The sequence below is a fragment of the Porphyromonas pasteri genome, assembly GCF_014647755.1.
Classification (GTDB): Bacteria; Bacteroidota; Bacteroidia; order Bacteroidales; family Porphyromonadaceae; genus Porphyromonas; species Porphyromonas pasteri.
Genome location: NZ_BMPU01000001.1, coordinates 287,153 through 313,951 on the forward strand (window position 1 = coordinate 287,153; position 26,799 = coordinate 313,951).

The 26,799-nt window shown below is 54.6% G+C and carries 22 protein-coding genes; 1 reads left to right on the plus strand and 21 read right to left on the minus strand.

All coding sequences use genetic code 11. The features are described 5' to 3' along the window. The first annotated feature begins 89 nt into the window (after window positions 1–89). Entirely contained in the window at window positions 90–2,132 is a 2,043-nt protein-coding gene (locus tag IEX77_RS01175; protein ID WP_188807344.1) for a family 20 glycosylhydrolase, read from the plus strand. A gap of 300 nt (window positions 2,133–2,432) precedes the next feature. Here IEX77_RS01175 and IEX77_RS01180 read toward each other — a convergent pair whose 3' ends face one another. The 21 genes from IEX77_RS01180 to IEX77_RS01280 form a co-directional block, all read right to left on the minus strand. Further along, entirely contained in the window at window positions 2,433–3,200 is a 768-nt protein-coding gene (locus IEX77_RS01180) for an inorganic diphosphatase (RefSeq protein WP_188807345.1), read from the minus strand. Further along, window positions 3,187–4,389: a dicarboxylate/amino acid:cation symporter gene (locus tag IEX77_RS01185; RefSeq protein ID WP_060936131.1), complete on the minus strand. Its 1,203-nt coding sequence runs from the start codon at window positions 4,387–4,389 to the stop codon at window positions 3,187–3,189. The genes IEX77_RS01180 and IEX77_RS01185 overlap by 14 nt, the downstream gene beginning before the upstream one ends. A 161-nt stretch (window positions 4,390–4,550) precedes the next feature. Beyond that, window positions 4,551–6,353 carry a translational GTPase TypA gene (gene typA / locus IEX77_RS01190; protein ID WP_060936130.1) on the minus strand — a complete coding sequence of 601 codons (1,803 nt, stop codon included), beginning with the start codon at window positions 6,351–6,353 and terminating at the stop codon, window positions 4,551–4,553. Between the two features lie 443 nt (window positions 6,354–6,796). After that, window positions 6,797–8,224: a cardiolipin synthase gene (cls, locus tag IEX77_RS01195; RefSeq protein WP_060936129.1), complete on the minus strand. Its 1,428-nt coding sequence runs from the start codon at window positions 8,222–8,224 to the stop codon at window positions 6,797–6,799. 14 nt (window positions 8,225–8,238) lie between these two features. Beyond that, window positions 8,239–8,685 (minus strand): Rieske (2Fe-2S) protein, encoded by a 447-nt coding sequence (locus IEX77_RS01200; protein WP_188807346.1) that lies wholly within the window; start codon window positions 8,683–8,685, stop codon window positions 8,239–8,241. 21 nt (window positions 8,686–8,706) lie between these two features. Beyond that, complete coding sequence (locus IEX77_RS01205) at window positions 8,707–9,132, minus strand: SRPBCC family protein (protein ID WP_188807347.1); 426 nt, start codon at window positions 9,130–9,132, stop codon at window positions 8,707–8,709. Between the two features lie 32 nt (window positions 9,133–9,164). Next, on the minus strand, window positions 9,165–9,809 hold the full coding sequence (pyrE, locus tag IEX77_RS01210; protein WP_060936126.1) for an orotate phosphoribosyltransferase: 645 nt from the start codon (window positions 9,807–9,809) through the stop codon (window positions 9,165–9,167). Window positions 9,810–9,835: 26 nt separating this feature from the next. Further along, window positions 9,836–10,633, minus strand: coding sequence for a nitrilase-related carbon-nitrogen hydrolase (locus tag IEX77_RS01215; protein ID WP_188807348.1), 798 nt, complete (start codon window positions 10,631–10,633; stop codon window positions 9,836–9,838). Window positions 10,634–10,638: 5 nt separating this feature from the next. Beyond that, window positions 10,639–11,184, minus strand: coding sequence for a lysophospholipid acyltransferase family protein (locus IEX77_RS01220; RefSeq protein WP_188807349.1), 546 nt, complete (start codon window positions 11,182–11,184; stop codon window positions 10,639–10,641). A gap of 33 nt (window positions 11,185–11,217) precedes the next feature. Then, the gene (locus IEX77_RS01225) at window positions 11,218–11,511 is read right to left on the minus strand and encodes a hypothetical protein (protein ID WP_060936124.1); all 294 of its coding nucleotides are present in this window, start codon (window positions 11,509–11,511) and stop codon (window positions 11,218–11,220) included. Between the two features lie 60 nt (window positions 11,512–11,571). Then, a complete protein-coding gene (locus tag IEX77_RS01230) occupies window positions 11,572–12,243 on the minus strand; it encodes a trimeric intracellular cation channel family protein (RefSeq protein ID WP_009433005.1) in 672 nt (223 codons plus the stop codon). Window positions 12,244–12,264: 21 nt separating this feature from the next. Next, window positions 12,265–13,083 (minus strand): 3-methyl-2-oxobutanoate hydroxymethyltransferase, encoded by an 819-nt coding sequence (panB, locus tag IEX77_RS01235; RefSeq protein ID WP_188807350.1) that lies wholly within the window; start codon window positions 13,081–13,083, stop codon window positions 12,265–12,267. Between the two features lie 119 nt (window positions 13,084–13,202). Beyond that, window positions 13,203–14,723, minus strand: a complete 1,521-nt coding sequence (guaA, locus tag IEX77_RS01240; RefSeq protein WP_009433080.1) for a glutamine-hydrolyzing GMP synthase — start codon at window positions 14,721–14,723, stop codon at window positions 13,203–13,205. Window positions 14,724–15,480: 757 nt separating this feature from the next. Then, window positions 15,481–16,368 carry a YqhG/Tai3 family protein gene (locus tag IEX77_RS01245; RefSeq protein ID WP_188807351.1) on the minus strand — a complete coding sequence of 296 codons (888 nt, stop codon included), beginning with the start codon at window positions 16,366–16,368 and terminating at the stop codon, window positions 15,481–15,483. Between the two features lie 69 nt (window positions 16,369–16,437). Beyond that, window positions 16,438–17,211 (minus strand): ABC transporter permease, encoded by a 774-nt coding sequence (locus IEX77_RS01250; RefSeq protein ID WP_188807352.1) that lies wholly within the window; start codon window positions 17,209–17,211, stop codon window positions 16,438–16,440. Beyond that, complete coding sequence (locus IEX77_RS01255; RefSeq protein ID WP_188807353.1) at window positions 17,198–17,911, minus strand: ABC transporter ATP-binding protein; 714 nt, start codon at window positions 17,909–17,911, stop codon at window positions 17,198–17,200. The genes IEX77_RS01250 and IEX77_RS01255 overlap by 14 nt, the downstream gene beginning before the upstream one ends. Window positions 17,912–17,937: 26 nt before the next feature. Next, a complete protein-coding gene (locus tag IEX77_RS01260) occupies window positions 17,938–18,894 on the minus strand; it encodes an ABC transporter substrate-binding protein (protein ID WP_188807354.1) in 957 nt (318 codons plus the stop codon). 2 nt (window positions 18,895–18,896) lie between these two features. After that, window positions 18,897–19,559 (minus strand): endonuclease III, encoded by a 663-nt coding sequence (gene nth, locus IEX77_RS01265; RefSeq protein ID WP_188807355.1) that lies wholly within the window; start codon window positions 19,557–19,559, stop codon window positions 18,897–18,899. 30 nt (window positions 19,560–19,589) lie between these two features. Beyond that, window positions 19,590–20,612, minus strand: coding sequence for a phenylalanine--tRNA ligase subunit alpha (pheS, locus tag IEX77_RS01270; RefSeq protein WP_188807356.1), 1,023 nt, complete (start codon window positions 20,610–20,612; stop codon window positions 19,590–19,592). A 1,057-nt stretch (window positions 20,613–21,669) separates the two neighbouring features. Beyond that, window positions 21,670–23,385 carry a RagB/SusD family nutrient uptake outer membrane protein gene (locus IEX77_RS01275; RefSeq protein ID WP_044124032.1) on the minus strand — a complete coding sequence of 572 codons (1,716 nt, stop codon included), beginning with the start codon at window positions 23,383–23,385 and terminating at the stop codon, window positions 21,670–21,672. A gap of 15 nt (window positions 23,386–23,400) precedes the next feature. Beyond that, on the minus strand, window positions 23,401–26,466 hold the full coding sequence (locus tag IEX77_RS01280) for a SusC/RagA family TonB-linked outer membrane protein (RefSeq protein WP_188807357.1): 3,066 nt from the start codon (window positions 26,464–26,466) through the stop codon (window positions 23,401–23,403). Window positions 26,467–26,799: the final 333 nt, after the last annotated feature.

The window sequence follows — 26,799 nt, forward strand, 5'->3', positions numbered from 1 at the left end:
AAGGGGATGTGCCAATCGACACATCCCCTTTTCTATTGCCTTTTAATATGAGATGATGATATCTCTATCTGCATCGAATTAATCCGCCTATGACAAGCAAGCATTACATACTATTATTAAGTGGCTGCCTACTCCTCAGGGCAAGTGCCGAGGCGTCGGTAGATAAGCTTCTTCCTCGTCCCCAGCATCTGGAGATGCACGCGGGGAAGTGCAGTACGAACCGTCTTAAGCCCGAGGGGCTGTATCTACAGGACGAGCTGAAGGAAATACTTCAGCGGAACGGCTGTGCCATCGATTCGCGTAGCCCCATCGTGGTGCGTACCTCGATCGTACCCTCGCTCCCCAAGGTTTACTTCAATAAGGAGGAAGCCTATCGCCTTCGCATCGGATCGGATGGTATCTACGTGGATGCACTCGAGCGTATCGGCTTGTATCGTGGCCTGCAGACCTTAGAGCAGCTCCTCATCTCGGCAGAGAAGAAGGGCGAGCTGGAGGCGTGCGATATCATCGACTGGCCTTCCTTCCGCATGCGAGGCCTTATGCACGATCTCGGCCGTGCCTTCATCCCAATGGAAGAGCTGAAGAAGCAGGTACGTCTCTTGGCGCAATACAAGGTCAATACGCTGCACCTGCACCTCACCGAGCATCAAGCGTGGCGACTGCAGAGCAAGCGCTATCCTCAGCTGACGGAGGCTCGCCACACGACACGTATGCCAGGGAAGTTCTACACCCTCTCGGAGCTACAAGATCTGGCACGCCTGTGCAAGGAGCTACGTATCACGCTCATCCCCGAGATCGATATGCCGGGGCACAGCTCTGCTTTCTCGCGAGCCATGGGCTTCGATATGCAGACGCCCGAGGGCAAGCGCGTCGTCAAGGACATCCTTACGGAGCTGGCCGAGAGTCTTGATGTGCCTTACATTCACTTGGGTACGGATGAGACAGACTTCACGGATAAGCTCTTCGTCCCTGAGATGGTCGAGCACGTTCGTTCGCTTGGAAAGAAGGCTATCGCATGGAACCCCGGCTGGCCCTTCAAGAGTAAGGAAGTCGACCTCCTCCACCTATGGAGCTCAAAGGGACGCATCGTGTACGGCACGCCTGCCATCGATAGTCGCTACCATTACCTCAATCACTACGATCTCTTCGCCGATATCCAGATGCTCTACAGCAGTAAGATCCTCGGCGTCACGGCGAGCAATACGAACGTGATGGGGGCGATACTCGCCGTATGGAATGACCGCTATGTGGAGTCTCCTCGCACTATCATGCAGGAGAATGCCGTCTACCCCAATATGCTTGCTTTGGCCGAGCGCGCTTGGCTTGGAGGCGGTGCGGGATACTTCAACGCTCCGACCGCAGCGCTTTCTCCCGAAGCGAGCCCCGAGACGCGAGAGGCTTTTGTGGACTTCGAGCGTAGACTCCTGTGGCATAAGGATCGTGTCTTCGCCAGCGAGCCCTTCCCCTACGTGGCGCAGAGCCATGCCCAGTGGTATGTCAGCCCCGCCTATCCCAACGGTGGCGACCTTGCAGCCTCGTACCTGCCCGAAGAGCAGTACCTCAAGCAGATGAAGGCGCACCAGTATGCTCCGCCTGCCGAGGTGGGTGGAGAAGCCTACCCCTACCAGCGCACCAGCGGAGGTTCGGGTGTCTATCTCCGTCACACGTGGGGAGATATTTGCTACGGCCTCGTCCCCAACGCATCGGAGAATAGCACTGTCTACGCTACGGCTTGGGTGCACAGCGATGCCGCCACGACGGCAGGCCTGATCTTCGAGACGCAGAATTATAGCCGTTCGGAGGCTGACGTAGCTCCCCCGCAAGGTACGTGGGACTATAAGGGCAGCCGTCTGTGGGTCAATGGAGAAGCTATCGCGCCTCCCCGCTGGCAGAATGCTGTCGGGCAGCGCAACATTGATCTTCCCCTTGCCAACGAGAACGCAGCTTCGCGCCCACCCCTACAGATCCAGCTGCAGAAGGGCTGGAATCAAATTCTGATTAAGCTACCGATTGGGCGCTTCACGCTCCCCGAGATTCGGCTGAATAAGTGGATGTTCGCCGCGGCGATCACCACGCCCGACGGCAGCAAGGCTTTGCCGAATCTACAGTACGCCAAGCCCAGCCTCAAGTAGGCGCTTCGGCCTCGGCTCATTTAGCACAAGAGGGTGCAAGGGAAGGATACTTCCTTTGCACCCTCTTTTCTTTTGATAATCAAGGGGATGAGATCTCCGTATATACGGCCGGAAACTTCCGTATATGCGCAGGGGGATTTTCGTATATACGAAAATAAATTTCCGCATATACGGAAATTTATCGCTGTGCGCACAGCGTTTTTTCGCCATGCTTTCATAGGAAGAAGGCGGGGGCTTGGGCGCCTTAGCGAGGGACGAAAAGTAAGAGAAGGGCCTTCCACCTCTTCTCCCCCAGCGAGGCTACACGGGGAGCGTCCAGTGCGTGCGCAGGATGGGCAGCGCTTCGGAGAGCTCTTGCATCGAGTCGAAGACGAGGTGTGCACCTTCGTCAGCAAGAGCGCTGTCGGGAAGCAAGCCCGTATTCACCGCTATGGTGAAGATGCCTGCAGCGACGGCCGCCCGCACACCCATGGGGGCATTCTCCACGACGAAGGCCTCGGCAGCGCTTACTCCAGCCTTCTCCAAGCCCATCAGGTAGGGCTCGGGGTCAGGCTTGCCACGGCGCACGTCCTTGCCTGTGACCATAAGATCTTCGGAGAAGACCTTGGGGAAGGCTTCATCCAGCCGCCCCAAGAGCGAGGCTTGCGAAGAGCCTGTGACGACAAGGCGCTCCACGTCGGAGAGCTCGGCGAGTACCAGCTCGACACCAGGGAGTGTCTTGCCCGAATTGTACTTGTTGAAGAGCTGTGTCTTGCGCTCATACAGCCACTTCGTCTCCTCGGGGGAGGCGTCGCGGCCGAGAGTACGCTGGTAGAGTAGCTTGATCGTGTAGCTACCCGTCTGGCCTTCGAACCAATAGACGTCCTCTTCGCTCATCTGCAAGCCTACCTCGTGAGCGGCTTGCACCCACGAACGGCAGTGCGCGGGCATCGAATCGAAGAGCACGCCATCCATGTCGAAGAGTGCCGCGGAGAGCGTAGGGAAGGGCGCGCTGAGGCCTTGCTCAGCGCGGTAGGTGCGGAGTGCCTTGAGGACTCCTTCGGTGCGTGCAGCCTTATTCTCTGTCACGTACTTCACCTCCTTCCTGCGCTGGTCTGGCCTTATGCCCTAAGAGCTTATCGACGACGAGGGCTATGGCGCCATCGCCGGTAACATTACATGCGGTGCCGAAGCTATCCATTGTGATATAAAGTGAGATCATCAGCGCCTGCTCCTCGACCGTGAAGCCTAAGATGGACTGGAGGATGGCCAGCGCCGCCATGATAGCGCCGCCAGGCACGCCAGGAGCTGCTACCATCGTCACCCCAAGCAGGAGGATGAAGTGTGTGAACATACCTAAGTCATACGTCCCGCCACGCATCAGGATAAGAGCAAGAGCGCAGGAGACGATCTTTAGTGTACTGCCCGCGAGGTGGATCGTAGCGCAGAGAGGTACGGTGAAGGAAGCTACCCCGTCGCTGACGCCATTCTTCTTCGCTTGGGCAAGCGTCACGGGGATCGTCGCTGCAGACGAAGCCGTACCCAGTGCCGTGAAGTAAGCGGGAAGCATATTGATGAGCAGACGGATGGGGTTCTTCCCCTGCACCAGCCCTGCGATAGTGAACTGAAGGAGCAGTAGGAAGATATGGAGCACGAAGATCACTCCAATGATCTTGATGAAGACCATGAGCACGCCAACGACCTTGCCACTGCTGGCCATCTCCATGAATATCCCGAGGATATAGAGTGGGAGGAGCGGGATGATGACCTTCTCGATGACGCCCGAGACGATATCCTTGACATCGATGATCACGTTCTTGAGCGCCGTAGACTCCAGATGTGCCACGCCAAGACCAAGGACGAAGGCCAAGATAAGCGCCGTCATGACGCCCATCACGGGAGGCATTGCGATGGTGAAGTAGGGCGTAAGGGCTTCGGGACCCGCTTGTAGCTGGTCTACTTGCCCCGCCTCGATGAGCTGCGGGAAGATGGCATTCCCCGTGAAGTAAGCCAGATAGCCAGAGAAGACCGTAGAGCCATAAGCGATAGCTACGGTCAGCAGGAGCATCTTCCCCGCGCTATGGCCGATGCTCCCGATAGCTTCGGCTACGAGAGCGACGATGATAAGCGGGATGGCGAAGTCGAGGAACTGCGAGAAGATCGCATTGAAGGTCAGGAAGAGTCGCGTCACCCCATCAGGCACGATGAGCCCGAGGCCGATACCCAGGGCGATCGCTATGATGATGCGGGGGAGCAAACTGAGGCGTAGAGCTTTCATTCGCTGAAAAGAGATAAGGGTTAGTGTAGTTAGTTAGCTTATAGAGAAAGACCCTACTAAGATAAGCGATAAAGCAATACGACTGGCATACATCCTCTCGTAGGGGAGGGGGTACGCCAGTCGTCTTGTCTTAGGAGGTCATGATCACTCCGTGTGTAGTGTTACTGTCTATTCTGTCGCTTGCGCTCGGTCTCATCAAGGATGATCTTACGCATACGCATCGAGACGGGTGTGACCTCGACATATTCGTCGGGGCGGATATACTCCAGCGCGTCCTCAAGGCTGAAGACTACGGGAGGAGCCAATGATACCTTATCATCGCTACCCGAAGCACGCATATTCGTCAGCTTCTTGCTCTTGCAGACATTGACGGCGAGGTCACCTTCCTTCGTGTGCTCACCGACGACCTGACCAGCGTAGACTTCTTCCTGTGGAGCGATGAAGAAGCGACCACGGCTCTGGAGGTTGTTGAGGGCGTAGGCGTAAGCTGTCCCCGTCTCGAGAGCAATGATCGAGCCGTTGTTACGACGCTCGATGTCGCCCTTCCATGGCTGATACTCGAGGAAGCGGTGGGCAAGGACGGCTTCACCAGCCGAAGCGGTGAGGACGTAGTTGTTGAGCCCGATGATACCGCGTGAAGGGATGTGGAATTCGAGGAACGTACGGTCACCCTTCGTCTCCATCATTGTCATCTCACCCTTACGGCGCGTGACGACATCGATGATCTTGCTCGCAGACTCCTCGGGGAGGTTCACCGTGAGAAGCTCTATGGGCTCGTGGGGGACGCCGTCGATCTCGTGGATGATGACCTGAGGCTGACCGACCTGCAGCTCGTAGCCTTCGCGACGCATGGTCTCGATGAGGACGGAGAGGTGGAGGACACCACGACCGTAGACGATCCAGCTATCTGCGGTCTCCGCAGGCTCGATGCGCAGGGCGAGGTTCTTATCCAGCTCCTTCATCAGGCGGTCGTGGATGTGGCGGGAGGTGACGAACTTCCCTTCGCGCCCATAGAAGGGCGAGTTGTTGATGGTGAAGAGCATGCTCATCGTAGGCTCATCGACAGCGATGGTCTCGAGCGCTTCGGGCGTAGCTACGTCCGTGAGCGTCTCACCAATCTCAAAGCCTTCGATACCGACCAGCGCACATATGTCGCCCGAGGAGACGCTATCTACCTTCGTTCGGCCAAGACCTTCAAAGATATTGACCTCCTTGATACGCATCTTTGCGATCGAGCCATCGCGCTTGCAGAGGGCTACTTCCTGCCCTTCTCTGAAGGTACCGCGGTGTACGCGACCTACAGCGATACGGCCGACATAGGAGGAGTAGTCCAGCGAGGTGATGAGCATCTGTGCTGGGCCTTCGATCTGCGTAGGAGCGGGGATTTGCTCGAGGATGGTATCCAGTAGGGTGGTGATATCTTCGGTAGGCTGCTTGTAGTCCTTGCTCATCCAGCCCTGCTTAGCCGAGCCATAGATGGTCTCGAAGTCAAGCTGCTCTTCGCTGGCGTTGAGGCTAAACATCAGGTCGAAGACCATATCCTGTACCTCTTCGGGGCGGCAGTTGGGCTTGTCGACCTTGTTGATGACTACGATGGGCTTCAGCCCCATCTCGATGGCCTTCTGCAGGACGAAGCGCGTCTGAGGCATAGGGCCTTCGAAGGCATCGACGAGAAGCAGGCAACCGTCGGCGAGGTTGAGTACGCGCTCTACTTCGCCACCGAAGTCGGCGTGGCCTGGGGTATCGATGATGTTGATCTTGACGTCCTTATAGCGGATGCTGACATTCTTGGAGAGGATGGTGATCCCACGCTCACGCTCGAGGTCATTGTTATCGAGGTACGTATCTACTTCGGCAGCCTTATCATCTCTGAAGAGCTTACCGGCTAAAAGCATCTTATCTACCAGCGTCGTCTTACCATGGTCGACGTGAGCGATAATCGCTATGTTGCGAATGTCTTGCATCTGTTTCTTATAAGTTCATCTATTACGGGCACAAAGGTAGTCAATAATGCGCACTTATAGGGGAATTTTCGCTCCTCGGCGCATAGTTTTTTGCGGGCGAAGCACTCATCTCTTCTCACGAAAGACCAGGCTTTCTCTCCTGATAAATCGGCTATAGATATTGCTCTGCGAAGTGACTTCGCGCTATGGCTGGGAGGCGATAGTATTGAGGGGCTTTGCGACCAGTACTGCTCGGCGAATGGACCAGTACTGGTCACATATATGAACCAGTACTGCTTCGCGCTTCAACCAGTACTGATCACTTCGCTGACCAGTACTACTTCGATTTCCCTTCCCGAAAGAAGGCGACTAACACGTACTACTGTAGGTAGATAAAATGCTATAAGGCTGACTCCCCGAAATCGGGAGTCAGCCTTATACTATGATGTAGGAAATGAAGGTCTCTATAGGAGGGGGGCAAAGAGGCGCATGAAGGATTCTGCAAAGCGAACCATCCGCCCACGCTGCTCCCACTCCTCGTAGGTCAGGCGGTGGCAGGAGATCTTGTCTTGGTCGAAGAGCGTACGTAGGCGCTTGGCTGTCCCCGAGTCGTAGATGATCCCCGAGATCTCGAAGTTGTGCTCCAGGCTACGGAAGTCCATGTTGGCCGAGCCGATAGTCGCTATCTGATCGTCAACGAGAAGGAGCTTGGAGTGGAGGAAGCCGTCGGTGTATTGGTAGATCTTCACCCCCGCTTCGAGGAGCTGTGTGAGGTAAGAGTTAGCAGCGAAGGTCGTCAGGCGCGAGTCCGTCTTGAGAGGGAGCATCAGCTCGACCTTCACACCCGCAAGAGCTGCTGTGGTAAGAGCGTTGTTGAGATTCTCCGTCGGGAGGAAGTAGGGCGTCTGGATGCAGATGCTATGGCTGGCTCGCGAGATCATGTAGATGATCGCTTGCTCGATAGTGCGCCAGTGGCTAATCGGTCCACCTTGGACGAACTGTACCGAAGGAGAATACTCGTTTGGCTCAGTCGCAGGATCAAAGTAGCGGTCTACGTTGATGACCTTGCGTGAGACGGCGTACCAGTCGATGAGGAAGGAGCTTTGGAGCCCTGCTACGGCTACCCCCGTGATGCGGAAGTGGGTATCACGCCAGCGTCCGAGCTCTGAGCCCGTGAGGTAGCGCTGGGCGAAGTTCATCCCGCCGACATAGCCAATGGAGCCGTCGATGACGACGATCTTGCGGTGATTGCGATAGTTCACCGTGGTAGAGAGGAGTGGGAAGGCCACGCGCATGAAGGCGTAGACTTGGATCCCCGCACGACGTAGGCGCTTCCAGTAGGAGGAGGGGACGTTGTATGAGCCGAGGTGGTCGTAGATGATGCGGATGGTGACGCCTTCTTCGGCTTTACGAAGGAGGATGTCCGTCAGGCGGTCGAGCACGTCGTCTGCCCCGAAGATATAGGCTTGCAGGTGGATGTATTCCTCGGCTTGCTCCAAGTCGGCGAAGAGAGCTTCGTACATGTCTGCTCCCCAGGCATAGATGTCGAGGGACTGGAGCTGGAGGAGGGGGCTGTCAGAGTTGCGCTCGACGAGCTCGATGAGTCGCTGGTGTTCTTCTGTGGCTTGCCGCTTCTTCAGCAGATGCTTGGGGAGGGAGAGTCGCTGCGGCTTGAGCATGAGCCTCCGATAGAAGCGGCGGTTGATGCTATTCAGACGCTTCTGGTCTTGGCCGAAGACGATATATACCATGATCCCAAAGACGGGGATGAGCCCGACGATGAGGATCCATGCAGAGGCCTTGAGCGGATTGCGGTTCTCACTGAGTACCGTCCCGATGACCCCTAATACCGTCAGTGTATAGGCAATGATAAGCCAAGAGGAGAGCTCCATAGCGAGGTGTGGAGTTAGTTGGTGACGAGGAGCTTGTCCTGTCGAGAGAGTCGCTGTACGCGGTAGCTACGCAGTGGGCTTCGTGCTGGGCCTGAGAGTGGGCGACCCGTCCCTGAGAGTAGGTCGAAGTGACTCTCACACTTAGGGCAACGTAGCTCAAGCCCTGAGAGCTGGAGCTGAGCCCATGGTGCAGGCTCTACGGGGCAAGCCAAGTCGAAGGCGTAGTACTCTTCGCGGTCTATGGCGTGGACGACGGCCAGACCTGCGAGTCCTGCACGCATTGATGCGATGGTCGAGTGTGGAATGAGGGCTATTCCCCCAGGGGAGAGTAGCGTACGATACTGTGAGAGCTGCAGCGGTACCTCATAGTATACCGATGTCTTGGGGAGTGGTGTCTCGGTCGTGGAGGTACAAGAAAAAAAGAGTAGCCCCACACAGAGCGATAGCAGGTACTTGCTCATATCGGTGGGGCTACTAGAGGACTAATAGTTGTAAGGGATCATGGTGAGCATCTCCGCGAGCTTCTCTACCCCGTCATTGAGCTTGCTCCCAATCATCTTGCGCATGAAGAAGTTGAGGTCAGCACGGAGGGTGAGACGCAGACGCGTATCCCCTGGTGCAGGCTCGAGGAGCTGGATCCAGAGGGTCAGGTCAATGGGAGACTGCTCGGTCGCCAGCTTGATCGTACCCTCGGGCTCTCGCTCGATGATACGGAGCACGAGACGCCCAGCCCCAGGGACGACGAAGGCGCAGCTATCACTATCGATAGGCTCGATGGTGATCTTCTCACGTGCTTCTTCGGGGAGGCGGTCTTGGATATTAGCCAGGCCACTCAGGTCTGAGAGACGCTGGTATACTCGGGTACGAGGTGCGGCGATAGCCTTGATAGAACTTACGTAGTCGGACATGAATTTGTCGGATGATGAGATAATAGTAGGGCTTACTTCTTGCCGGTCCAAGCGGCTGGATCCTTGCGCCACTCCTTGAGGAGCGCTTCGTCTTCAGCTGAGATGTAGCCCGTAGCGAGTGCTTGGCGGATGACGGCGTCATAGCAACTGAGAGTCACGAGGCGAACGTCTGCCTCGGCGAAGGCCTGCTCTGCCTGAGGGAAGCCATGCGTGTAGACTGCGACCATACCGAGGACAGAGCATCCTGCACGACGAATAGCATCCACAGCCTTTAGGCTACTACCACCAGTGGAGATGAGGTCTTCGACGACGAGGACACGGCTTCCTGCGGGTAGCTCGCCTTCGATCTGATTGCCCATACCGTGGTCCTTAGCTACGGGGCGGATGTAGACGAAGGGTAGACCCAGCAGGTCGGCGACGAGGGCACCCTGAGCGATAGCCCCAGTAGCAACCCCAGCGACGACGTCGGGAGCATCGAACTCGCGGCGGATAGCTTCGGCAAGCTCCGTCTTGATCAGCGTGCGTACCTCAGGGTAGGAGAGGGTGACGCGGTTGTCACAGTAGATGGGAGACTTCCAGCCAGAGGCCCAGGTGAAGGGAGAGTCGGGCTGAAGCTTTACGGCCTTTACCTGAAGGAGAGCTTCGGCGATACGTTCTTGGGTGGTGATAGCACTCATGGGGATTGTTCTTTTATAGGAGTGAGTTAGATCTGTAGGAGGAAGGGATCGGCATCAGCCCAGACGGGGAATTTCTGCCGAAGGTCCTGAAGGGGGCCGTAGTCGAGTGTTGCTGTGATGACAGTATCTGCTCCTTCTTCAGCCTCGACGAGAGCCTTGCCACGTGGGTCAATGATGACAGAGTCACCCGAATAGACGAGGTGGTTAGGATCTTCGCCTACACGGTTGACGCCGATGACGTAGCTGAGATTCTCCATAGCACGGGCACGAAGGAGGGTACGGAAGACCTCACGACGTGGGCGTGGCCAGTTGGCTACAGCGATGATAAGGTCATATTCGTTCGACACATTGCGGCACCACACGGGGAAGCGCAGGTCGTAGCAGATGATGGGGAGGATGTGCCAGCCCTTGAATGTGAAGATGGATCGGCTGGTAGCAGAGCTGACGAATTCCTTCTCTCCTCCAGGGGCGAAGAGGTGACGCTTTGCCTGGAGCTGTACCTTCCCATCGGGCTCAATGAGGAAGAAGAGATTATGTATGACTCCCTTGACCTCACTGAGGTAGCTCCCAGCGAGAGCGACATTGTACTCGTGAGAGAGTCGGAGGAGGGTCTGGTAGACTTCGCCTTGCTCTCGGTCAGCAAGCTTCGCCGCCTCGCTTGAGAAGCCCGTAGTAATCGTCTCAGGGAAGACGATGAGATCACTCGTCGCAGCATGATCTCGGATAAGGCCCTTGATGAGCTGGAGGTTAGCCGAGACATCATTCCAGTGGATACTGCACTGTACTGCGCTGACTCGTAGGGGAGCAGGGAAGCTATTTGCCATAAGACTTAGGGAGTAAATTGCTCGGGATACTTTGCCTGGGATTTATCGTATCGACTACGTATCGTCGCCAGATCTTGCTCCATATCGCCTGTGGGGTAGAAGACCTCGAATATACCGAGCTCCTTCTTGCCGTAGTCAATGACGGCGAGCTCGATGGGAAGGCCTGCTGCGACGGCAATATGGTAGAAGCCACTCTTCCACTTCTCTCCTCGAGAGCGTGTACCCTCGGGGGTGATAGCAAGGTGCATCTGTCCCTTCTGTCGGAGCTGCTCTTGCAGACGCTCCACGGTCTGGGTGCGCTCCTTGCGATTGACAGGGATACCACCTAAGGCTCGGAAGATAGGGCCTAAGGGGAAGAAGAACCAATCGCTCTTCATCAGGAAGCCGGAGTCGAAGCCAGCGGCCCAAGAATAGAGAAGCCCGAGGGGAAAGTCGTAGTTGCTAGTATGTGGAGCGACACAGATGATGCTCCCTTCAGGCTGCTTGCCAGGGTGGGGAATGACCTTCCATCCAAAGAGACGAAGCAGGCTCTGAGCTATTTTCTTTCGCAATTGTATAGGGATACTATGGGATGAAGTCAAGCGCTATAGACCTTCGACGAAGTCGTCCAGGCGCTCTGAGAAGCTCGTGAGATTCGTGATGATGTAGTGACGAAGGTCTCTGTAGTAAGCCTTCACTAGCTGAGGGTTATGCTTGCCACTGGGATGCGTGACGCGGCGGAGACTGTCGTCGGTGAAGACCATAATGTCGTCCATCAGGTCTTCGATCTCAGCCTGCATCGCTTCGCTCCCAGAGACGGCACGGATGATAAGAGCCTCGTCGAAGAGGCGCATAACCTCTGCGATGATCTCTTTCTTCAGGGTTCTTTGACTTGCCATAATGGTAGAGTATGTGAGGAGAGATACTCCTCATATAGGGCAAAGATATGGATTATGGGCTTAGCTTACCCCCTTCTCCTGCTCGCTCTTCTCCGTGAGCTTAGGATTGAAGGTCGGTAGCTGGATATGCAGGACTACCGCAAGTACTCGGAAGATGAATACCGAGATGGCGGATATGAACTGCACCCACTCGATGGGTAGGCTTGAGTAGCGCCCCATAAGGACATAGATGATTGAGCCAAGGACGCAGGCCGAGGCATAGAAGTCTGTGCGGAAGATCAGGGGCGTTTCGTTGATCAGTACGTCGCGCAGAAGCCCTCCGAAAGAGCCTGTGACCGTGCCCATGATGACTGCAACCCACCAAGGGAAGCCCGCGGCATAGGACTTAGCGACACCTACGACTACGAAGAGCCCGAGGCCGATGGCGTCAAAGACGAAGAGGGAGTGATTGAGGCGGACGACTTGGCGTCGGAAGATGATCGTGAAGATAAGCCCAAGGGCCGTGATGATCAGATAGGATGGCTGGACAAGCCAGAACGGCTTGATGTCTAAGAGAATGTCACGTATCGTACCACCTCCGACTGCAGTTACGAAGCCCACAACGTAGGCCCCGAACCAGTCTAGCCCCTTCCCCGCTGCGAGACGGATACCACTGATGGCAAAGGCCAGTGTCCCGAGGTAATCACACCAATTGACAAAGTCATTGACATCAACAAGATGAGCGAACTTCATAGCCCGTGACCTCCTTGCTTGTTAGTAGGACTCTGCATCAGAGGGGAAGCTACGCTCCTTGACTGCGGTGATATAAGCCTCAGCGGCCTGCTTGATTTCCTCTCCGAGTGAGGCAAAGCGGCGGAGGAACTTTGGGGTGAAGCGGTCTTCCATACCGAGCATATCCTGTGAGACGAGGACTTGCCCATCGACACCGCTACCAGCCCCGATACCGATGACGGGTATCTGCAGGGACTGAGCTACACGTGCTGCGACAGAGGCGGGTACCTTCTCAAGTACTACAGCGCAGCAGCCTGCACGCTCCAGCCCGAGTGCTTCCTCAAAGAGCTTATCTGCGGCAGCACCTTCTTTACCCTGAAGTCCATAGCCTCCGAGCTGATGTACAGATTGAGGCGTGAGACCAAGGTGACCAACGACGGGAATACCTGCCGCTGTGAACTGACTGATTGTACTGAATAGGTGCGTACCTCCCTCGAGCTTGACGGCATCTGCACCCGTCTCCTTCATGATGCGGATAGCCGAAGCGAGAGCGGTCTCAGGACTGATCTGATAGCTCCCGAAGGGCATGTCTACGACGACAAAGGCGCGCTGGACTCCACGGACTACACAGGCACCGTGGTAGATCATCTGATCGAGAGTAATAGGTAGGGTCGTGGTATGGCCTGCCATCACATTGGCAGCAGAGTCTCCGACGAGGAGGATATCTATACCAGCAGCGTCGAGGAGACGTGCCATCGTATAGTCGTATGCTGTGAGCATCGAGATTGGCTCACCCTGAGCCTTCATAGCTGCCAGACGGAGGGTCGTCACCTTCTTCGTCTCGGCTTGGTGTTGAGACACTTCTTTATTGATATAAATTGAGGGGTAAGCCACCACCCTAATCCCTGAGACGGGATAGGGTGGTGGCCTCTGTGATTATACTTCTGTGGATATAGAGAGTCCGAGAGTAGCACTATGTACTACTCCCATTCGATGGTGCTGGGTGGCTTGGAGGAGATATCGTAGACGACACGGTTTACCCCACGTACCTTGTTGATGATCTCATTGGAGACCTTAGCCAGGAACTCATAGGGGAGGTGTGCCCAGTCTGCGCTCATCGCATCCGTGCTGGTCACAGCGCGTAGTGCGATGGTGTACTCATAGGTACGCTCATCACCCATGACACCGACAGAGCGGATGGGGAGGAGGATCGCACCAGCCTGCCATACATTGTCGTACAGCCCCCACTCGCGCATCATCGACATATAGATGTCGTCAGCATTTTGGAGGATCTCGATCTTCTCAGCCGTGATCTCCCCGAGGATACGGATACCTAAGCCGGGGCCAGGGAAGGGCTGGCGCTTGATGAGGTGAGGCTGCATACCCATCTCAAGACCTACGCGACGCACTTCATCCTTGAAGAGGAGGCGAAGTGGCTCTACAAGACGGAGCTTCATACGCTCAGGGAGTCCACCTACATTGTGATGGCTCTTGATGACCGTACCCGTGATGCTGAGGGATTCGATGACGTCAGGATAAATGGTCCCCTGGCCAAGCCACTTAATGTCCTTGAGCTTGTGTGCCTCTTCATCGAAGACCTCGATGAAGCCACGACCGATGATCTTACGCTTCTCTTCGGGATCAGTGACACCTTGGAGAGCTGAGAGGAACTTATCTCGTGCGTTGACACCGATGACATTGAGCCCCAGATGCTCGTAGTCACGCAGGACATTCTCGTATTCGTTCTTACGCAGGAGCCCATGGTCGACGAAGATACACGTGAGGTTCTTGCCGATAGCCTTGTGGAGGAGGACTGCCGTCACAGAGGAGTCGACCCCACCCGAGAGAGCCAAGATGACCTTGTCATCACCCAGCTGGGCACGAAGCTCAGCCACGGTGCTCTCAACGAAAGAGGCTGGAGACCAGTTGCCACGGATGCCCGTTACCTTGAGGAAGTTATCAAGGATCTTGAGACCTTCTTCAGAGTGGAATGCTTCAGGATGGAACTGGACACCCCACGTACGCTCGCCATCAATACGGAAGGCTGCTGCCTCTACGTCCTCGGTGCTGGCGATGATACGGAAGCCCTTAGGGAGCGTGGTGATGGTGTCACCGTGGGACATCCAGACGATACCGCCAGGTGTGATACCCTCGAGGAGCTTATCATTCTCGTGGCGTAGCGTGAGGTGTGCACGACCATACTCACGGCTATCGCAGGGCTCTACCTTACCACCAGCTTGGTGAACGAGGCTCTGTGCTCCATAGCAAATACCGAGTATGGGGAGACGCCCACGCAGGGCGGATAGGTCGGTGCGGAAGGCTGCTTCGTCGTAGACCGAGTAGGGACTTCCTGAGAGGATGATCCCTGCGATGCCCGTAAGATCTTCGGGTACCTTATTGTAGGGTACGATCTCGCAATAGGTGTTCAGTTCGCGGAGTCTACGGCCTATGAGCTGTGTTGTCTGCGAGCCAAAGTCGAGGATGAGTATCTTCTCCTGCATAGTTACTGATGGCTTTCTTATTTATAAGTGGTAAGACCAATTCGAGACAAAGATACGAATTGTAGGAGACTCAGCTGATAGTGCTCGTTTACTCGTTGTTTTATCTTATGAGACCATTGCGCAAGGCCGTCTCTTCGCAGCTTGCACTTCTCTCCTTCGAACTTCTCAGCCTAAAGACTTCGATTTTCGAAGGGAGAAGGTACGAGTAATGAAGAGGTGCTCTTGCATAATGGTCCCATATATAGGTGTATGGGTGCGTCGGTAGAGCTATATAGGATGGCGAAGAAAGCTATATAGCTTTGCACTGATTACTATATAGCTTTACTTGGATTCCTATATAGCTTTATGAAGAGACCTATATTAGGTTGTTGCTCCGCGTAGGGATAAAAGTTGTGGACAAGCGGCAGATAAGTTTGGACTACATACGTAGCTCTAATATCTCCGTACGTGGATCTTTGGATTGACGTGCCTGGTCTTTAAGACTACGTGCATAGATAAATGAAAGCCACTATGGGAAGACGCTTTTTTCTTCAAGGGAATAGCGCTGTTTCCTCCGCTGGATAAGAAGAATACTCGCGATTAGGCGAAGGACTTATGTATCTCTTCGGAGAGGCATATCGGAGAGCTGGTCGTGCGATGCCTTAGTACTCTAAATGGAGGACAGGACTCGCGGCAACAGTCTCCTTATGGAAAAGAGACATTCCCATAGGATGCCGAAGTCGGAATTCTATGGGAATGTCTTGTGTGAAGGATAGGACTAAGGCTGTCTATCCAAGCGATAGCTACCATCAGCCTGCGGTACAGCGCGGACGAGCCACTTGTGTCGCTCCCCTTCGCCATCGGAGTAGCTGACCTCGAAGACTCCAGAGGCGGAGCTGGGGCGTACGCTTAGGCTACTGCACCAGCTGGGGTCAAAGTCTACATTATCAATGAGAGTGTCGAAGAATCCACTCTCGACCTCGCCCACCGAAGCCAAGCCCTCATAATACTGCTGTATAGTGGCCTTAGTGCAGTAGCGGTCACGCAGAGCCTTGAGCTCTACTTCGAGCTCGGGCTTCATCGCGAGGTAGTGAGAGATGTAGCACTCGTAGAAGGAGCGAATGAAGTTGATCGGGCTCGTCATATCTACGCTTTTAGTCCCTGCAAAGGGATTGCTGCGGAGCTTATCCCCGTACTCTGAGTGATGCCACTCGGGTGTGATGAAGTCGATGAGATACTTATCTCCAGACTTCTGCAGGTGGAGAGGTATAGCACGATAGCCTTCTCCACTGCCGAAGCTTACCTGATACCAGTCTTGCCCGAGGGCGTGTACTTGCAGGCTCCCTTCGCTGCCAGAAGCAAGGTCTTGAGCGCGAATAAATGGATCCGAGTCGGTGAGTGCTCTTACGCGCTCCAGCTTAGCCTTAGCCTCTGGTGTGGCATTGGCTAAGATGAGCGAATCCATCTGAGCAGGCTCATACATGCGGTCAAAGGAGCGAATGTACTCGGTATAGAAGCGCTTGAGCATAGCTTCGGGGCTCTCGGTACGCTGCTTCTGGACTGTGGTGGTTTGCTTTTGTTTGGTGCGCTTTTGTGCGCAGCTTGTGGTGGGAGTGATGAGCCCTAAAAAGACAAGCAGGCTCCACGTGAGTAATGACTTAGACATAATGATGCGGTAATATGGTTAGATGGAGGGGAGAAACAAAGCCCTCTCATAGTGACAACGCACAGAGTACTATGCGCGGTATGCTTTGTCTCTGCCTATGGATTGCCAGGGGCAGAGTATTGCCTCGAGGAGGTCAATCAGAATGAAGAGCCCGACACCCATGAGACTCAGTAGCGCTATCCCAGCGTACATGTCGAGGTAGTCAATGCGCATCCAGGCATCGGATATATAGTAGCCAAGCCCCTCGGTTGTGCCGTATGTCTCGGTAACAAAGAGCACGGAGATAGCTGTGCCGATAGCTATGCGTAGTGCAGATAGTGCTGCGGGGAGTGCTGCGGGGAGGAGGAGGTGACGAAGGAGTCCCCAAGAGCTCGCACCGAGCGAGCGAGTTACAGCAAAGTGCTCCTCGGGAATCGCAAGCAGGGCATCTCGCATTGATACGGCTAGCTGGAAGAGTATGATCAGTACGATCATCACCACCTTCGTCACTTCCCCAAGGCCACCCAGGAGCATGACTACGGGGAGGAGGGCCAGCTTAGGTATGGGGTAGGTAAAGTAGATAAAGGTCGATAGGATGCGCCCCACTCGAGGATAGAGGATCATCGAGAGGGAGAGGATGGCTGAGAGTATGGTCGCGATGAGGATACCCCAGCCGATGCGCTGCAGGCTCGTCAAGGTGTGAGCAAGAAGGTCAGACCCGTTGAGGTGAGCCATATAGGCATAGACCGCCCATGGCGCAGGTAAGACTTCGCTACGGATAAGTAGGTAGCCTGCCAGCCAGAGAGCGTGCAAGATGATGGCTCCAAGTAGGAGCTGCAGGAGGTGACGGCTAAATGACTTCATCTAAGTGGCGTAGTTCTTCCTCCAGTATGCTTGAGGTAGCTCCTCGGTGGTCAGCAAGGAGAGTTCCTGGCTTCCCTCCGATGAGTAGGGTGCGCTCCGATAAAGTCGTTGCCTCTACGGGGCTATGGGTGACGCAAAGGGTGGGGGTAGGATAGCGCTGCCACAGCTCGAGGAAGAGCTGCCGAGAGCGACTTGCCGTCGCTACATCGAGGGCTGAGAATGCTTCGTCGAGAAGAAGCAGGTCCGGCTTCATGATGAAGGCACGAGCAAGGGCTACACGCTGGCACTGACCTCCACTTAGTTCGCTGGGATAGCGGTCTAAGAGATCGGTGAGTGATAGAGTCGTGAGAATCTCCTCTTGCAGGTCGGATGAGACGATACGCTTGCCGAGTGCAGCAGGCAGGTGGATGCTCTCTCTTACTGTCTTCCAGGGGAAGAGCCCGTATTGCTGAGGGACAAGTGCGATCTGATGGGTACGGGGGCTGAGTGGTACACCCGAGAGTTGCAGCGTTCCCTTGCTCGGGCGGATAATCCCAGCTAAGGTGTGTAAGAGGCTGGATTTCCCGCTTCCCGATGGCCCGATGATCGTCACGATCTCTTTTCCCAAACTGAAGCTCACATCCCTGAGCGCAGTCGTCACTTCACGGCGCTTGCTATAGCGTATGCTTAGGTCGGAGACATGTAGTAGAGGCTCGGACATGGAGGGCGTGGTAGAGGAGTGGTGAGCTACTCCGCGATGATTGGGCGGATCAGCCCCTCTGCCGTGTAGCTCTCAGGTACGAGCTTTTTAGCCTTCATCCAGCTAAGGATGGGCTGAAGGTCCTCTGACTTAGGTGCGGTGACCTCAGCATAGGTGGGGAGGGGAATCTGCGAGGCAAGGTCCTTGGACACACCGAGGAGCTGCTCTACGGCGGCAGACCAGTCCTTTCGGGGATGCTGGGCCATATAGGCGACGGCCTTGTTGTATCCCTCAATGAAAGCCCTCACTGCGGCTGACTTCTTCGTGAGTGCTTCGTCTTGGAAGAGAAGCCCTGTGATGCCCACCGTGAGTCCGTTAGGTACGTCAATAGCTACCAGCCCCTTGGATGCTCCGATCGTAGCGAAGGGCTCCGGGAGAATAGCGGCATCCAGCTCACCCGAGCTGAGCATCTCTAAGCGGATGGGGATCTTCTGTACCTCTACACGCGTGTAGGGGAGTGGCTTACCCTTGGCATCCACGAGGGAACGCTCGGTAGCATAGTCGATGAGGGTATTGGAAGATAGGCCGATATGCTTGCCGCGCAGGTCGGCAATCTCGTCGAGCTCCTTATTGCGCCCGAAGACCAGACGGAAGCCCCCTTGACAAGCGATGGGAAGAGATACCTTCAGCCCCTTGGAATGTAGGAGCATGGCTCCCATATAGTCCGTGACTGAGGCATCTACGGAGCCCGTTTGCAGTGCTGCATCACGCTCCATGGGGGAGGCGAAGCGCACGATCTCTATGGGGTGAGTGAAGAAGCCCTGCTGCTCAGCTACTGCTATCGGTAGGTAGTCGATAGAGGGCATCACCCCGATGCATAGGTGAGTGCTATCTGTGGGGTTGCTCTTCCCCTTTTGCGAACAAGCGCCAGAGAGGAACATAGCCCCTGTGATGAGCGCCATACCGAGCGCGAGGAAAAGCCCCGTGCGCAGCGATCGTTTCATATCTATTCCTTCGAATTGAGTTTCTTACGCTCCAGTGCTGCGAAGTAGCGGCAGTAGGGAGCTAATCCACAGGTCGTACACTGAGGCTTGCGGGCTGTACATACATAGCGTCCATGCAAGATAAGCCAGTGGTGCGCCTTGGGAATGAGGTGCTCGGGGATATACTTGATGAGGGTGAGCTCCGTCTCGAGAGGTGTCTTGGAATTGGTCGTCAGCCCGATGCGGTTGGATACACGGAAGACGTGTGTATCGACTGCCATCGTAGGGCGGTTATAGATGACCGAAGCGATTACGTTGGCCGTCTTGCGCCCGACACCTGGGAGCTTCATCAGCTCCTCGCGCTCCTCGGGGACTTCTCCCTGATGGTCAGCGACGAGGCGCTGAGCCATAGCCACAAGATAACCAGCCTTAGCGCGGGGATAGCTAACGCTCCGCACGAGCTCAAAGATGTCGTCCACCTCAGCTCGTGCCATGATTTCGGCTGTCGGATACTGTCGGAAGAGGCGTGGAGTGATCATGTTCACCCGCTTGTCCGTGCATTGGGCTGAGAGAATCACAGCCACCAGCAGCTCAAAGGGAGTGGTGTAGTGTAGCTCAGTTTCAGCCACAGGCATATGCTCTTCAAACCATCCGATGACGGCTTCGTATCGCTCTTTACGCGTCACAGCTCGTAGTTACCTTTTGTGTTGCTCATATTAATGAGCAGCCTTGAACTGCTCGAGGAAGCGCACGTCATTCTCTGAGAAGAGACGCAGGTCGCTGACTCGATACTTGAGGTTCGTGATACGCTCTACACCCATACCGAGGGCATAGCCGCTGTACTTACGGCTGTCGATGCCACAGTTCTCCAGTACGTTAGGGTCTACCATACCACATCCGAGGATCTCAACCCAGCCCGTGTGCTTACAGAAGTTACAGCCCTTACCGCCACAGATGTTGCAGGAGATATCCATCTCTGCCGATGGCTCTGTGAAGGGGAAATAAGAGGGGCGGAGGCGAATCTTCGTGTCGGTGCCGAACATTTCCTGAGCGAAGTACAGCAGTACCTGCTTGAGGTCAGCGAACGAGACGTTTTGGTCTACATAGAGAGCCTCCAGCTGATGGAAGAAGCAGTGTGCGCGGTAGGAGATAGCCTCATTGCGATACACGCGACCTGGGCAGATGACACGGATGGGAGGCTCTGACTCCAGCATCGTGCGAGTCTGTACCGAGGAGGTGTGGGTACGTAGGAGCGTACCGGGGACATTGCGCACGAAGAACGTATCCTGCATATCACGTGCAGGATGGTCTTCGGCGAAGTTGAGGGCAGAGAATACATGCCAGTCATCTTCGATCTCAGGACCTTCGGCAATAGAGAAGCCAAGGCGCGCGAATATGGAGCAGATCTCCTGCTGGACGATCGTCAGCGGATGGCGTGAGCCTAATGGAGTGGGGTAAGCCGTACGTGACCAGTCGATACCCATATCTTCGTCATCTCCACCAGAGCTCAGAGAGGCGCGTAGCTCGTTGATCTTGTCCGTAGCCAGCGTCTTTAGGGCGTTGAGGAGTTGGCCGACCTGTCGCTTTTCTTCGTTAGGGACGGTCTTGAATTCGTCGAAGAGCTGAGAGACGAGGCCCTTCTTACTGATATATTTGATGCGAAGGTCTTCGACTTCCTGCTCAGAGTGTGCCGTCAGTGCTTGTAGCTCGGCAGTGAGTTGTTGTATTCTTTCTTGCATGAACTAATACCCTTTATTTTGAGGTGTAAAGGTAGTGAATTCCACGGAGGTGGCTTGTGGGCCAGGGCTCCCGCACCAAAATCTCCTCCTCGTCTGCAAGGCCGTATTGAGGCGGAGTTGATTTGCAAGCACTATTGCTCTGCAAGTGAACAACTATTGGCTTGGGGGCAAACCACTATTTGTTTCACATCCGAACGAATAGTCGTTTGGATATGAAACTACTACTGATTCGATGGCAAACGACTATTGCTGTCGCTTTGAGCCTCTACCGTTTCGCACATGCTCTCTGGTGACTCTTCTTGCCCATAGCATAGCTATATAGGAGACAGTTGCCGAGAGTTCTGCCCCTACTTGTTGCGCAAGACATCGCATGCCTAGCTCCCCGATATACTTCTCCGAAGAGATACACAAGCCCTTCGCCTTATCGCGAGTACTCCTCTTATCCAGCGGAAGGAAAAGTGCCATTTTCATGAAGGAAAAAGCGCCTTCACGTAGTGGTTTTCCTCTGTCTATGCATGTAGTCTTAAAGACCAGGCACGTCAGTCCAAATATCCACGTACGTAGATATTAGAGCCACGTACGTAGTCCAAACTCATTTGCTACTCGTCTATAACTTTTATCCCTATGCAGAGTAACAACCTAATAGAGGTCACTTCACAAAGCTATATAGGAATCAGCACAAAGCTATATAGTAATCAGTGCAAAGCTATATAGTAATCAGTGTAAAGCTATATAGCATTCTTCGCCATCCTATATAGCTCTACCTCACACATCCATATACCTATTGAGACCATTGCGCAAGACCACCTCTTCATTACTCGCACCTCCTTCCCTTGAAAATCGGAGTCTTTAGGCTAAGAAGTTCGAAGGAGGAGAGTACAAGCTGTGAAGAGATGGCCTTGTGCAATGGTCTCAAGTAGATGCTTGTCTAAGGCGTAAGGATAAAATTAACGGGGCAGGGAGGATCCATCCTCTCTGCCCCGTTGGCTTTATTGGTAGCTCTCCAGTAGACTATGGTGATGCTGGCGAGCAGAAGAAGTGATATCGAGTACCTCTCTTAATGGGTGGGGTTCTGGGTCAGCTTACCTGGGTAGGCATCGATAGCATTCTGTGGGATGAAGTACACCACACGATAGTCTGTGGGGGCAATGTCCTCACGCTGGTGATGAGCTCCAGGGTAGCGACGTACGAGTGAGCCTCCGTTGCGGAATACATCATAGCTGCGCTCAGCCTGGAAGGCGAGTTCCAATTGGCGCTCCTTGTCGATGCGCTCGGATGCGTTCGTAGCATCGAGGCTGGCATAGGCAGCACCAGGGATGGATCGTGTGCGTATGATATTGAGGTCGGTGAGTGCTGCGCTATAGTTCCCGAGCTTAGCTTCTGCTTCAGCTCGGTTGAGGTACACTTCACCGAGACGAGAGATGACAGGAGAGTGCAGGTGGCTATTCTCACCCTCACGGGAGCACTTCGTGATGTAGAACATCGGGTAGGCTCTGTTGAGCTTGATGTATAGGTCGATTACTCCTCGGTAAGTCTTCCCCTTATAGGTGATGCTGTAGATCTCTTGATTTGCATCTATCGCAGTCAAGGTGTAAGACTCCGCCTGTCCCGAATCCTTAGCTTCCTTGGCTATGATCTGACCATTGGAGCGAGTGATGGGGAGCTGCAGGTAGTTGAGGTCTCCTGACTCTTCGCTCTTGATGAAGCGGAATACCTCCGTCTTCTCAGGCGCATACACGGGCTCAATGAAGGCGGCACGAGCATCTACGATACGGGTGCTGGTAGGGCGGAAGTCATTTCGTCCCGTCTCATCAAGTAGGGCAAGGTATTTGGCGCTGGCATACATCTCACCCCAGCCCATACCTCCGATATTGGCATACATACCACCGACTCCATAGTAGTGGTCGTAACCAGAGTATTCAGAGGCCAGACGGCGGACGACGAAGATAGACTCCTTGTTGCTCTCAGGCAGGAGTTGATTGTACTTCATGAAGTCTTCTCGATTGAGGAGCGAATACTTCCCACTCGAGATGACCTTCGTGGCATACTCGGAGGCTAGCTGAGCATACTGCGTATTGGGCTGCTCATAGGTGCCACTCATATAGAGGTAGAGGCGGGAAAGCAAAGCCTGAGCTGCTCCCTTGGACGCATAGAAGGGCGTACCTGAGCGTTCGGGGAGGAGCGTCTCTGCTTGCTTCAAGTCTTCAATAGCCTGTGCATAGGTCTCTGCTACGGTAGCACGGTCGGGGAGCGTGAACTTATCGAAGACGTCCTTTGGAGCACTCTTGATGATAGGTACACCAAGGTTCTTCTCTGGATCCTGGTAGTAGGGACGGCCGTAGGCTCTCACGAGGTAGAAGTAGAGGAAGCCACGAATGAAGTAGGCTTCTCCCACATGCGCCTTGACCTCCTCATCGGTGGAGGTGCCATAGAGCTCGATAATGTTCGAGGCCTGGATGATAGCCTTGTAGCTATTATCCCAAAAGTCCTGTAGGCGGTAGTTCTGTGGGGTGCGGTTGAAGGAGATGAACTCAAAGAAGGCATCTGTTGAGGCGCCACGTATCATGATGTTGTCCCCCGCATACTCGCCGCAGCGGTGCATGACGTCGCTCCAGGTCTTGAGCTGGGCATACATCCCGTGGGTCATCCCATCGATAGCCTCTTCTGGATGCTCGAGGATACGCTGGCTGGACATACTCCCCTTGGGCTCTCTGTCAATATTGCAGGCTACCAGTAGGCAGGAGGACACCAGTAGCATTAGTATCTTATTCATATCTGTATCGTGTAGCTATAGTGAGAGGTTGAGCCCGAGGACAAAGCGACGGACAGGGGGATAGACGCTGATACCCGTCGTCCCCATGACAGAGCCATCAGAGGCGGGAAGCTCGGGGTCTACACCTGAGTACTTCGTCAGGGTGAAGAGGTTCTCAGCATTGAGGTAGATGCGGAGGTTCTGTACCTTCAGCTGAGGAAGGGAGAGGTTGTAACCAAGGCTGAGAGTACGTAGCTTGAAGAAGGAGTTGTCCTCCAGGTAGCGAGAAGAGGCCTTGTTGCCATTGTCCTTGTTGTTGTACAGGGCACGTGGGTGAGTGGCGACGTCGCCCTTCTTCTGCCAGCGTGACCAACCCTTCTGCAGTGACATCTGATTGCGGTCGGTGTAGGTGAGGTCAGAGTCGAGCTCTTGGCGAGAGTAGTTGTAGATCTGTCCACCGAGAGCATAGCCGAACGTAGCCGAGAGGTCGAATTCCTTCCAGCGTAGGTTCGTCGTGATCCCCCCGAAGACCTTAGGTGCAGCAGAGCCCAGCTTGTAGTACTTGGCTTCGGCGTAGTTGCTGGTCGTGACGCGCTCTCCGTTAGTCCCTTCCTTATACCACATGGGGCGCCCGTCATCAGGATTTACTCCAGCCCACTCAGGCATGTAGTAGGTGTCGATAGGAGAGCCGATTTCGAGGATGCGGGAGGCAGAGCCTGCGATACCACTACCGTCACCGATGATAACGGGCTTAGCGATGTACTGTCCTGAGGGATCATACTGACGGAAGATGTCGGTGAGCTTATTGGTGTTGTGTCCGACGTTGAGGTCAAGGCTCCAGGTGAGGTCCTTGCTACGGATGATATCACCACCGATAGCTACCTCGATACCCTTATTGGCCATCTTACCGATGTTACGGTAGATGTGAGTCACACCTGTGAGGCTGGTGACGGGTACATTATAGAGGATGTTGTCGGTCTTCTTGGAGTAGAGATCAAGGGTGAAGTGCAGGCGGTTTGACCAGAGCGAAGCGTCAAGCCCGATGCCTGCAGTATAGGTACGCTCCCAGGTAAGGTCATTGTTCCCGATCTGAGAGATGAGCATACCGGGCTGGGCGTTGTAGCTGGATGCTATTGAGTAGAGGTCATACTGGGGGTAGAGGGCGGATGGACGGTTACCAGCTGAGCCATAGGAGGCGCGGAGCTTCAGCTGGTCGAATGCCTTGATCCCAAACCATGATTCGCGGTGGATGCTCCACCCGCCACTGATAGAGAAGAGGGTACCATACTTGGCTCTTGAACCGAGGTTGGAGGCACCGTCACGGCGGATAGATCCTTCGAGGAGATAGCGGTTGTCATAGCTATAGCGAGCATTAGCGAAGACGGACTGTACTGCCCATTCTGCGATCCCACCCTTAGCCTTCTCGGGCTTAGCCGTGATATCCAGCACCTCAAAGCCTGGGACAAAGCCCGTCCCGTTGGCGCTGGTTGACTTACCCCAGTAGTCGTTGAACTCATAAGCCAAAAGACCATTGAGGTTATGCAGGCCCCAGCTATTATTGGTGAGGAGCTTCTGGTTCGAGTAGCGACGAGCTACTTGTCCGTGATACTCGGTGATACGACCTTGGACGCTCTCTCCACCATTGGAGCGAGGGTCTTCGTAGCCGTGACCTGTGCTGTGGACATACTTGTAGTTATTGACCGAGGAGAAGGTGAGCCAAGGTGCGATACGGATGTCGAAGTCAAGGTTCCCCATGAATTCGTAGTAGCTCCCATCGTAGTGGTTCCACTGCAGGTCACGGAGATAGTTCGTACTGTTGCTATTTACCCATTCCGAGTATTTGTGAGGGACGAGCTTCCCCTCAGCGTCGTAGGGGCTATCCCAAGGGAGCATCGAGTACATTGCAGAGATAGAGTATTGTCTATCCTCAGAGGTCTGCATCGCACCGCTGATCATAGGGCGAATCGTGAGCCAGCTGAGTGGCTTGTAGCTGGTCTTCAGGCGGAAGTTATAGCGCTTGTAGTCAAAGCCCTTGACGGCGCCCTTCTCATCATAGTAGCCTAAGGAGAAGAGGGAGTTCATCGTTTCGCTCCCCCCTTGTAGGGTGAGGTTGTAATCCTGAGAGACGCCGGTGCGTGTAGCCAGCTTCCACCAGTCAAAGTTGTCATTGCGTAGGGCTGGTTTCCATCGAGGGAAGGGGATGGTGCTGGCATTGCCCGTGGAGGCGAAGTAGTCATACAGTTCAGCACCATTCATCATGTGCAGGTTGCCATTGGTTAGCTGGCTGATACCTGTGCGCATAGAGACTGAGGTGCGGAGCTTGCCCGAGCGGCTACTCTTGGTCGTGACTACAACGACACCGTTTGCTCCAGCAGAACCATAGATAGCGGTGGAGGCTGCGTCCTTGAGGATCGTGAGGCTCTCAATGTCCTGAGGGCTTAGCTGGCCAGGGTCATCACCTACGATCACACCATCGATGACCCAGAGGGGGCGTGTGTTCCCGTTGAGGGTGGCTTGTCCACGGATCACCACGGCTGCGCTCGAGCCAGGGCGCCCTGATCCAGGTGCGACATATACACCAGGAGCCTTACCGTTGAGGAGGTTAGAGACGGAGGGGGTGGTGATGTCCTTGAGCTTGCTGGCCTTGAGGTTGATCATAGACCCTGTGAGGCTCTCCTTGCGCTGTGTCGTATAGCCGACGACGACGAGCTCGCCGAGGGTTTTGGAGTTCTCTTTTAGCTGGATGACTTGATCCTTCTCTGTGGCCTGGATCTCTGAGGTTTCGTACCCGACGCAGGAGATGATCAGTGTCACCCCTGGGGAAGCAGACAAGGTATATCCACCTTGCTTGTCGGAGATGCTCCCGATACGTTTGTTGCCTTTGACGCGGATACTTGCCCCGACGATGGGCTCTCCAGTCGTAGCATCCACGATGTGCCCGCGTATCTTACCTGCTACTTGGGCGAGTGTGACAGGACTTGACGACGGCTCTTGCTCTATGGCTACATTTGCCGCAAGGGGCATGGAGCAGAGGGTGAGCAGGGAGACAACGAGTGTACTCCGTAGCCGAGCCTGACGAGAAAGTGGTCTTTCGTTCTTCATTCTTCAGCGTTTTTATGGTTGGTGTAATGCTTTCCAGAGGGTAAATATAGGTCATTTCTATAGGATAGACGAGGTCGCTAAGGTGATTTGAATTAATAAAATAATGAAGGAAATCATTTGCCTATCTTCCAGCTTTTTACTTTGTCTTGATGGAACCATATACAGGGGTAGATTTTATCTACAAATGGACCTCCTTCTCTTCTTGAGCCTGCAAGATGGTGGTATAATATTGTATTAGGAAGAGCTGACTACCACTGAGTGGTCGGAGGCTTTTTCTTCTGAGGAGCAGAGCACTATTTTAGAAGGGGAATATTGACCAGTACTGGTCACTGA

Coding starts and splice junctions, on each gene's coding strand:
- IEX77_RS01175 (WP_188807344.1), top strand. CDS start 90: ATGACAAGCAAGCATTACATACTATTATTAAGTGGCTGCCTACTCCTC.
- IEX77_RS01185 (WP_060936131.1), bottom strand. CDS start 4,389: ATGAAAGCTCTACGCCTCAGTTTGCTCCCCCGCATCATCATAGCGATC.
- typA (WP_060936130.1), bottom strand. CDS start 6,353: ATGCAAGACATTCGCAACATAGCGATTATCGCTCACGTCGACCATGGT.
- cls (WP_060936129.1), bottom strand. CDS start 8,224: ATGGAGCTCTCCTCTTGGCTTATCATTGCCTATACACTGACGGTATTA.
- IEX77_RS01200 (WP_188807346.1), bottom strand. CDS start 8,685: ATGAGCAAGTACCTGCTATCGCTCTGTGTGGGGCTACTCTTTTTTTCT.
- IEX77_RS01205 (WP_188807347.1), bottom strand. CDS start 9,132: ATGTCCGACTACGTAAGTTCTATCAAGGCTATCGCCGCACCTCGTACC.
- pyrE (WP_060936126.1), bottom strand. CDS start 9,809: ATGAGTGCTATCACCACCCAAGAACGTATCGCCGAAGCTCTCCTTCAG.
- IEX77_RS01215 (WP_188807348.1), bottom strand. CDS start 10,633: ATGGCAAATAGCTTCCCTGCTCCCCTACGAGTCAGCGCAGTACAGTGC.
- IEX77_RS01225 (WP_060936124.1), bottom strand. CDS start 11,511: ATGGCAAGTCAAAGAACCCTGAAGAAAGAGATCATCGCAGAGGTTATG.
- IEX77_RS01230 (WP_009433005.1), bottom strand. CDS start 12,243: ATGAAGTTCGCTCATCTTGTTGATGTCAATGACTTTGTCAATTGGTGT.
- guaA (WP_009433080.1), bottom strand. CDS start 14,723: ATGCAGGAGAAGATACTCATCCTCGACTTTGGCTCGCAGACAACACAG.
- IEX77_RS01245 (WP_188807351.1), bottom strand. CDS start 16,368: ATGTCTAAGTCATTACTCACGTGGAGCCTGCTTGTCTTTTTAGGGCTC.
- IEX77_RS01250 (WP_188807352.1), bottom strand. CDS start 17,211: ATGAAGTCATTTAGCCGTCACCTCCTGCAGCTCCTACTTGGAGCCATC.
- IEX77_RS01255 (WP_188807353.1), bottom strand. CDS start 17,911: ATGTCCGAGCCTCTACTACATGTCTCCGACCTAAGCATACGCTATAGC.
- IEX77_RS01260 (WP_188807354.1), bottom strand. CDS start 18,894: ATGAAACGATCGCTGCGCACGGGGCTTTTCCTCGCGCTCGGTATGGCG.
- pheS (WP_188807356.1), bottom strand. CDS start 20,612: ATGCAAGAAAGAATACAACAACTCACTGCCGAGCTACAAGCACTGACG.
- IEX77_RS01275 (WP_044124032.1), bottom strand. CDS start 23,385: ATGAATAAGATACTAATGCTACTGGTGTCCTCCTGCCTACTGGTAGCC.
- IEX77_RS01280 (WP_188807357.1), bottom strand. CDS start 26,466: ATGAAGAACGAAAGACCACTTTCTCGTCAGGCTCGGCTACGGAGTACA.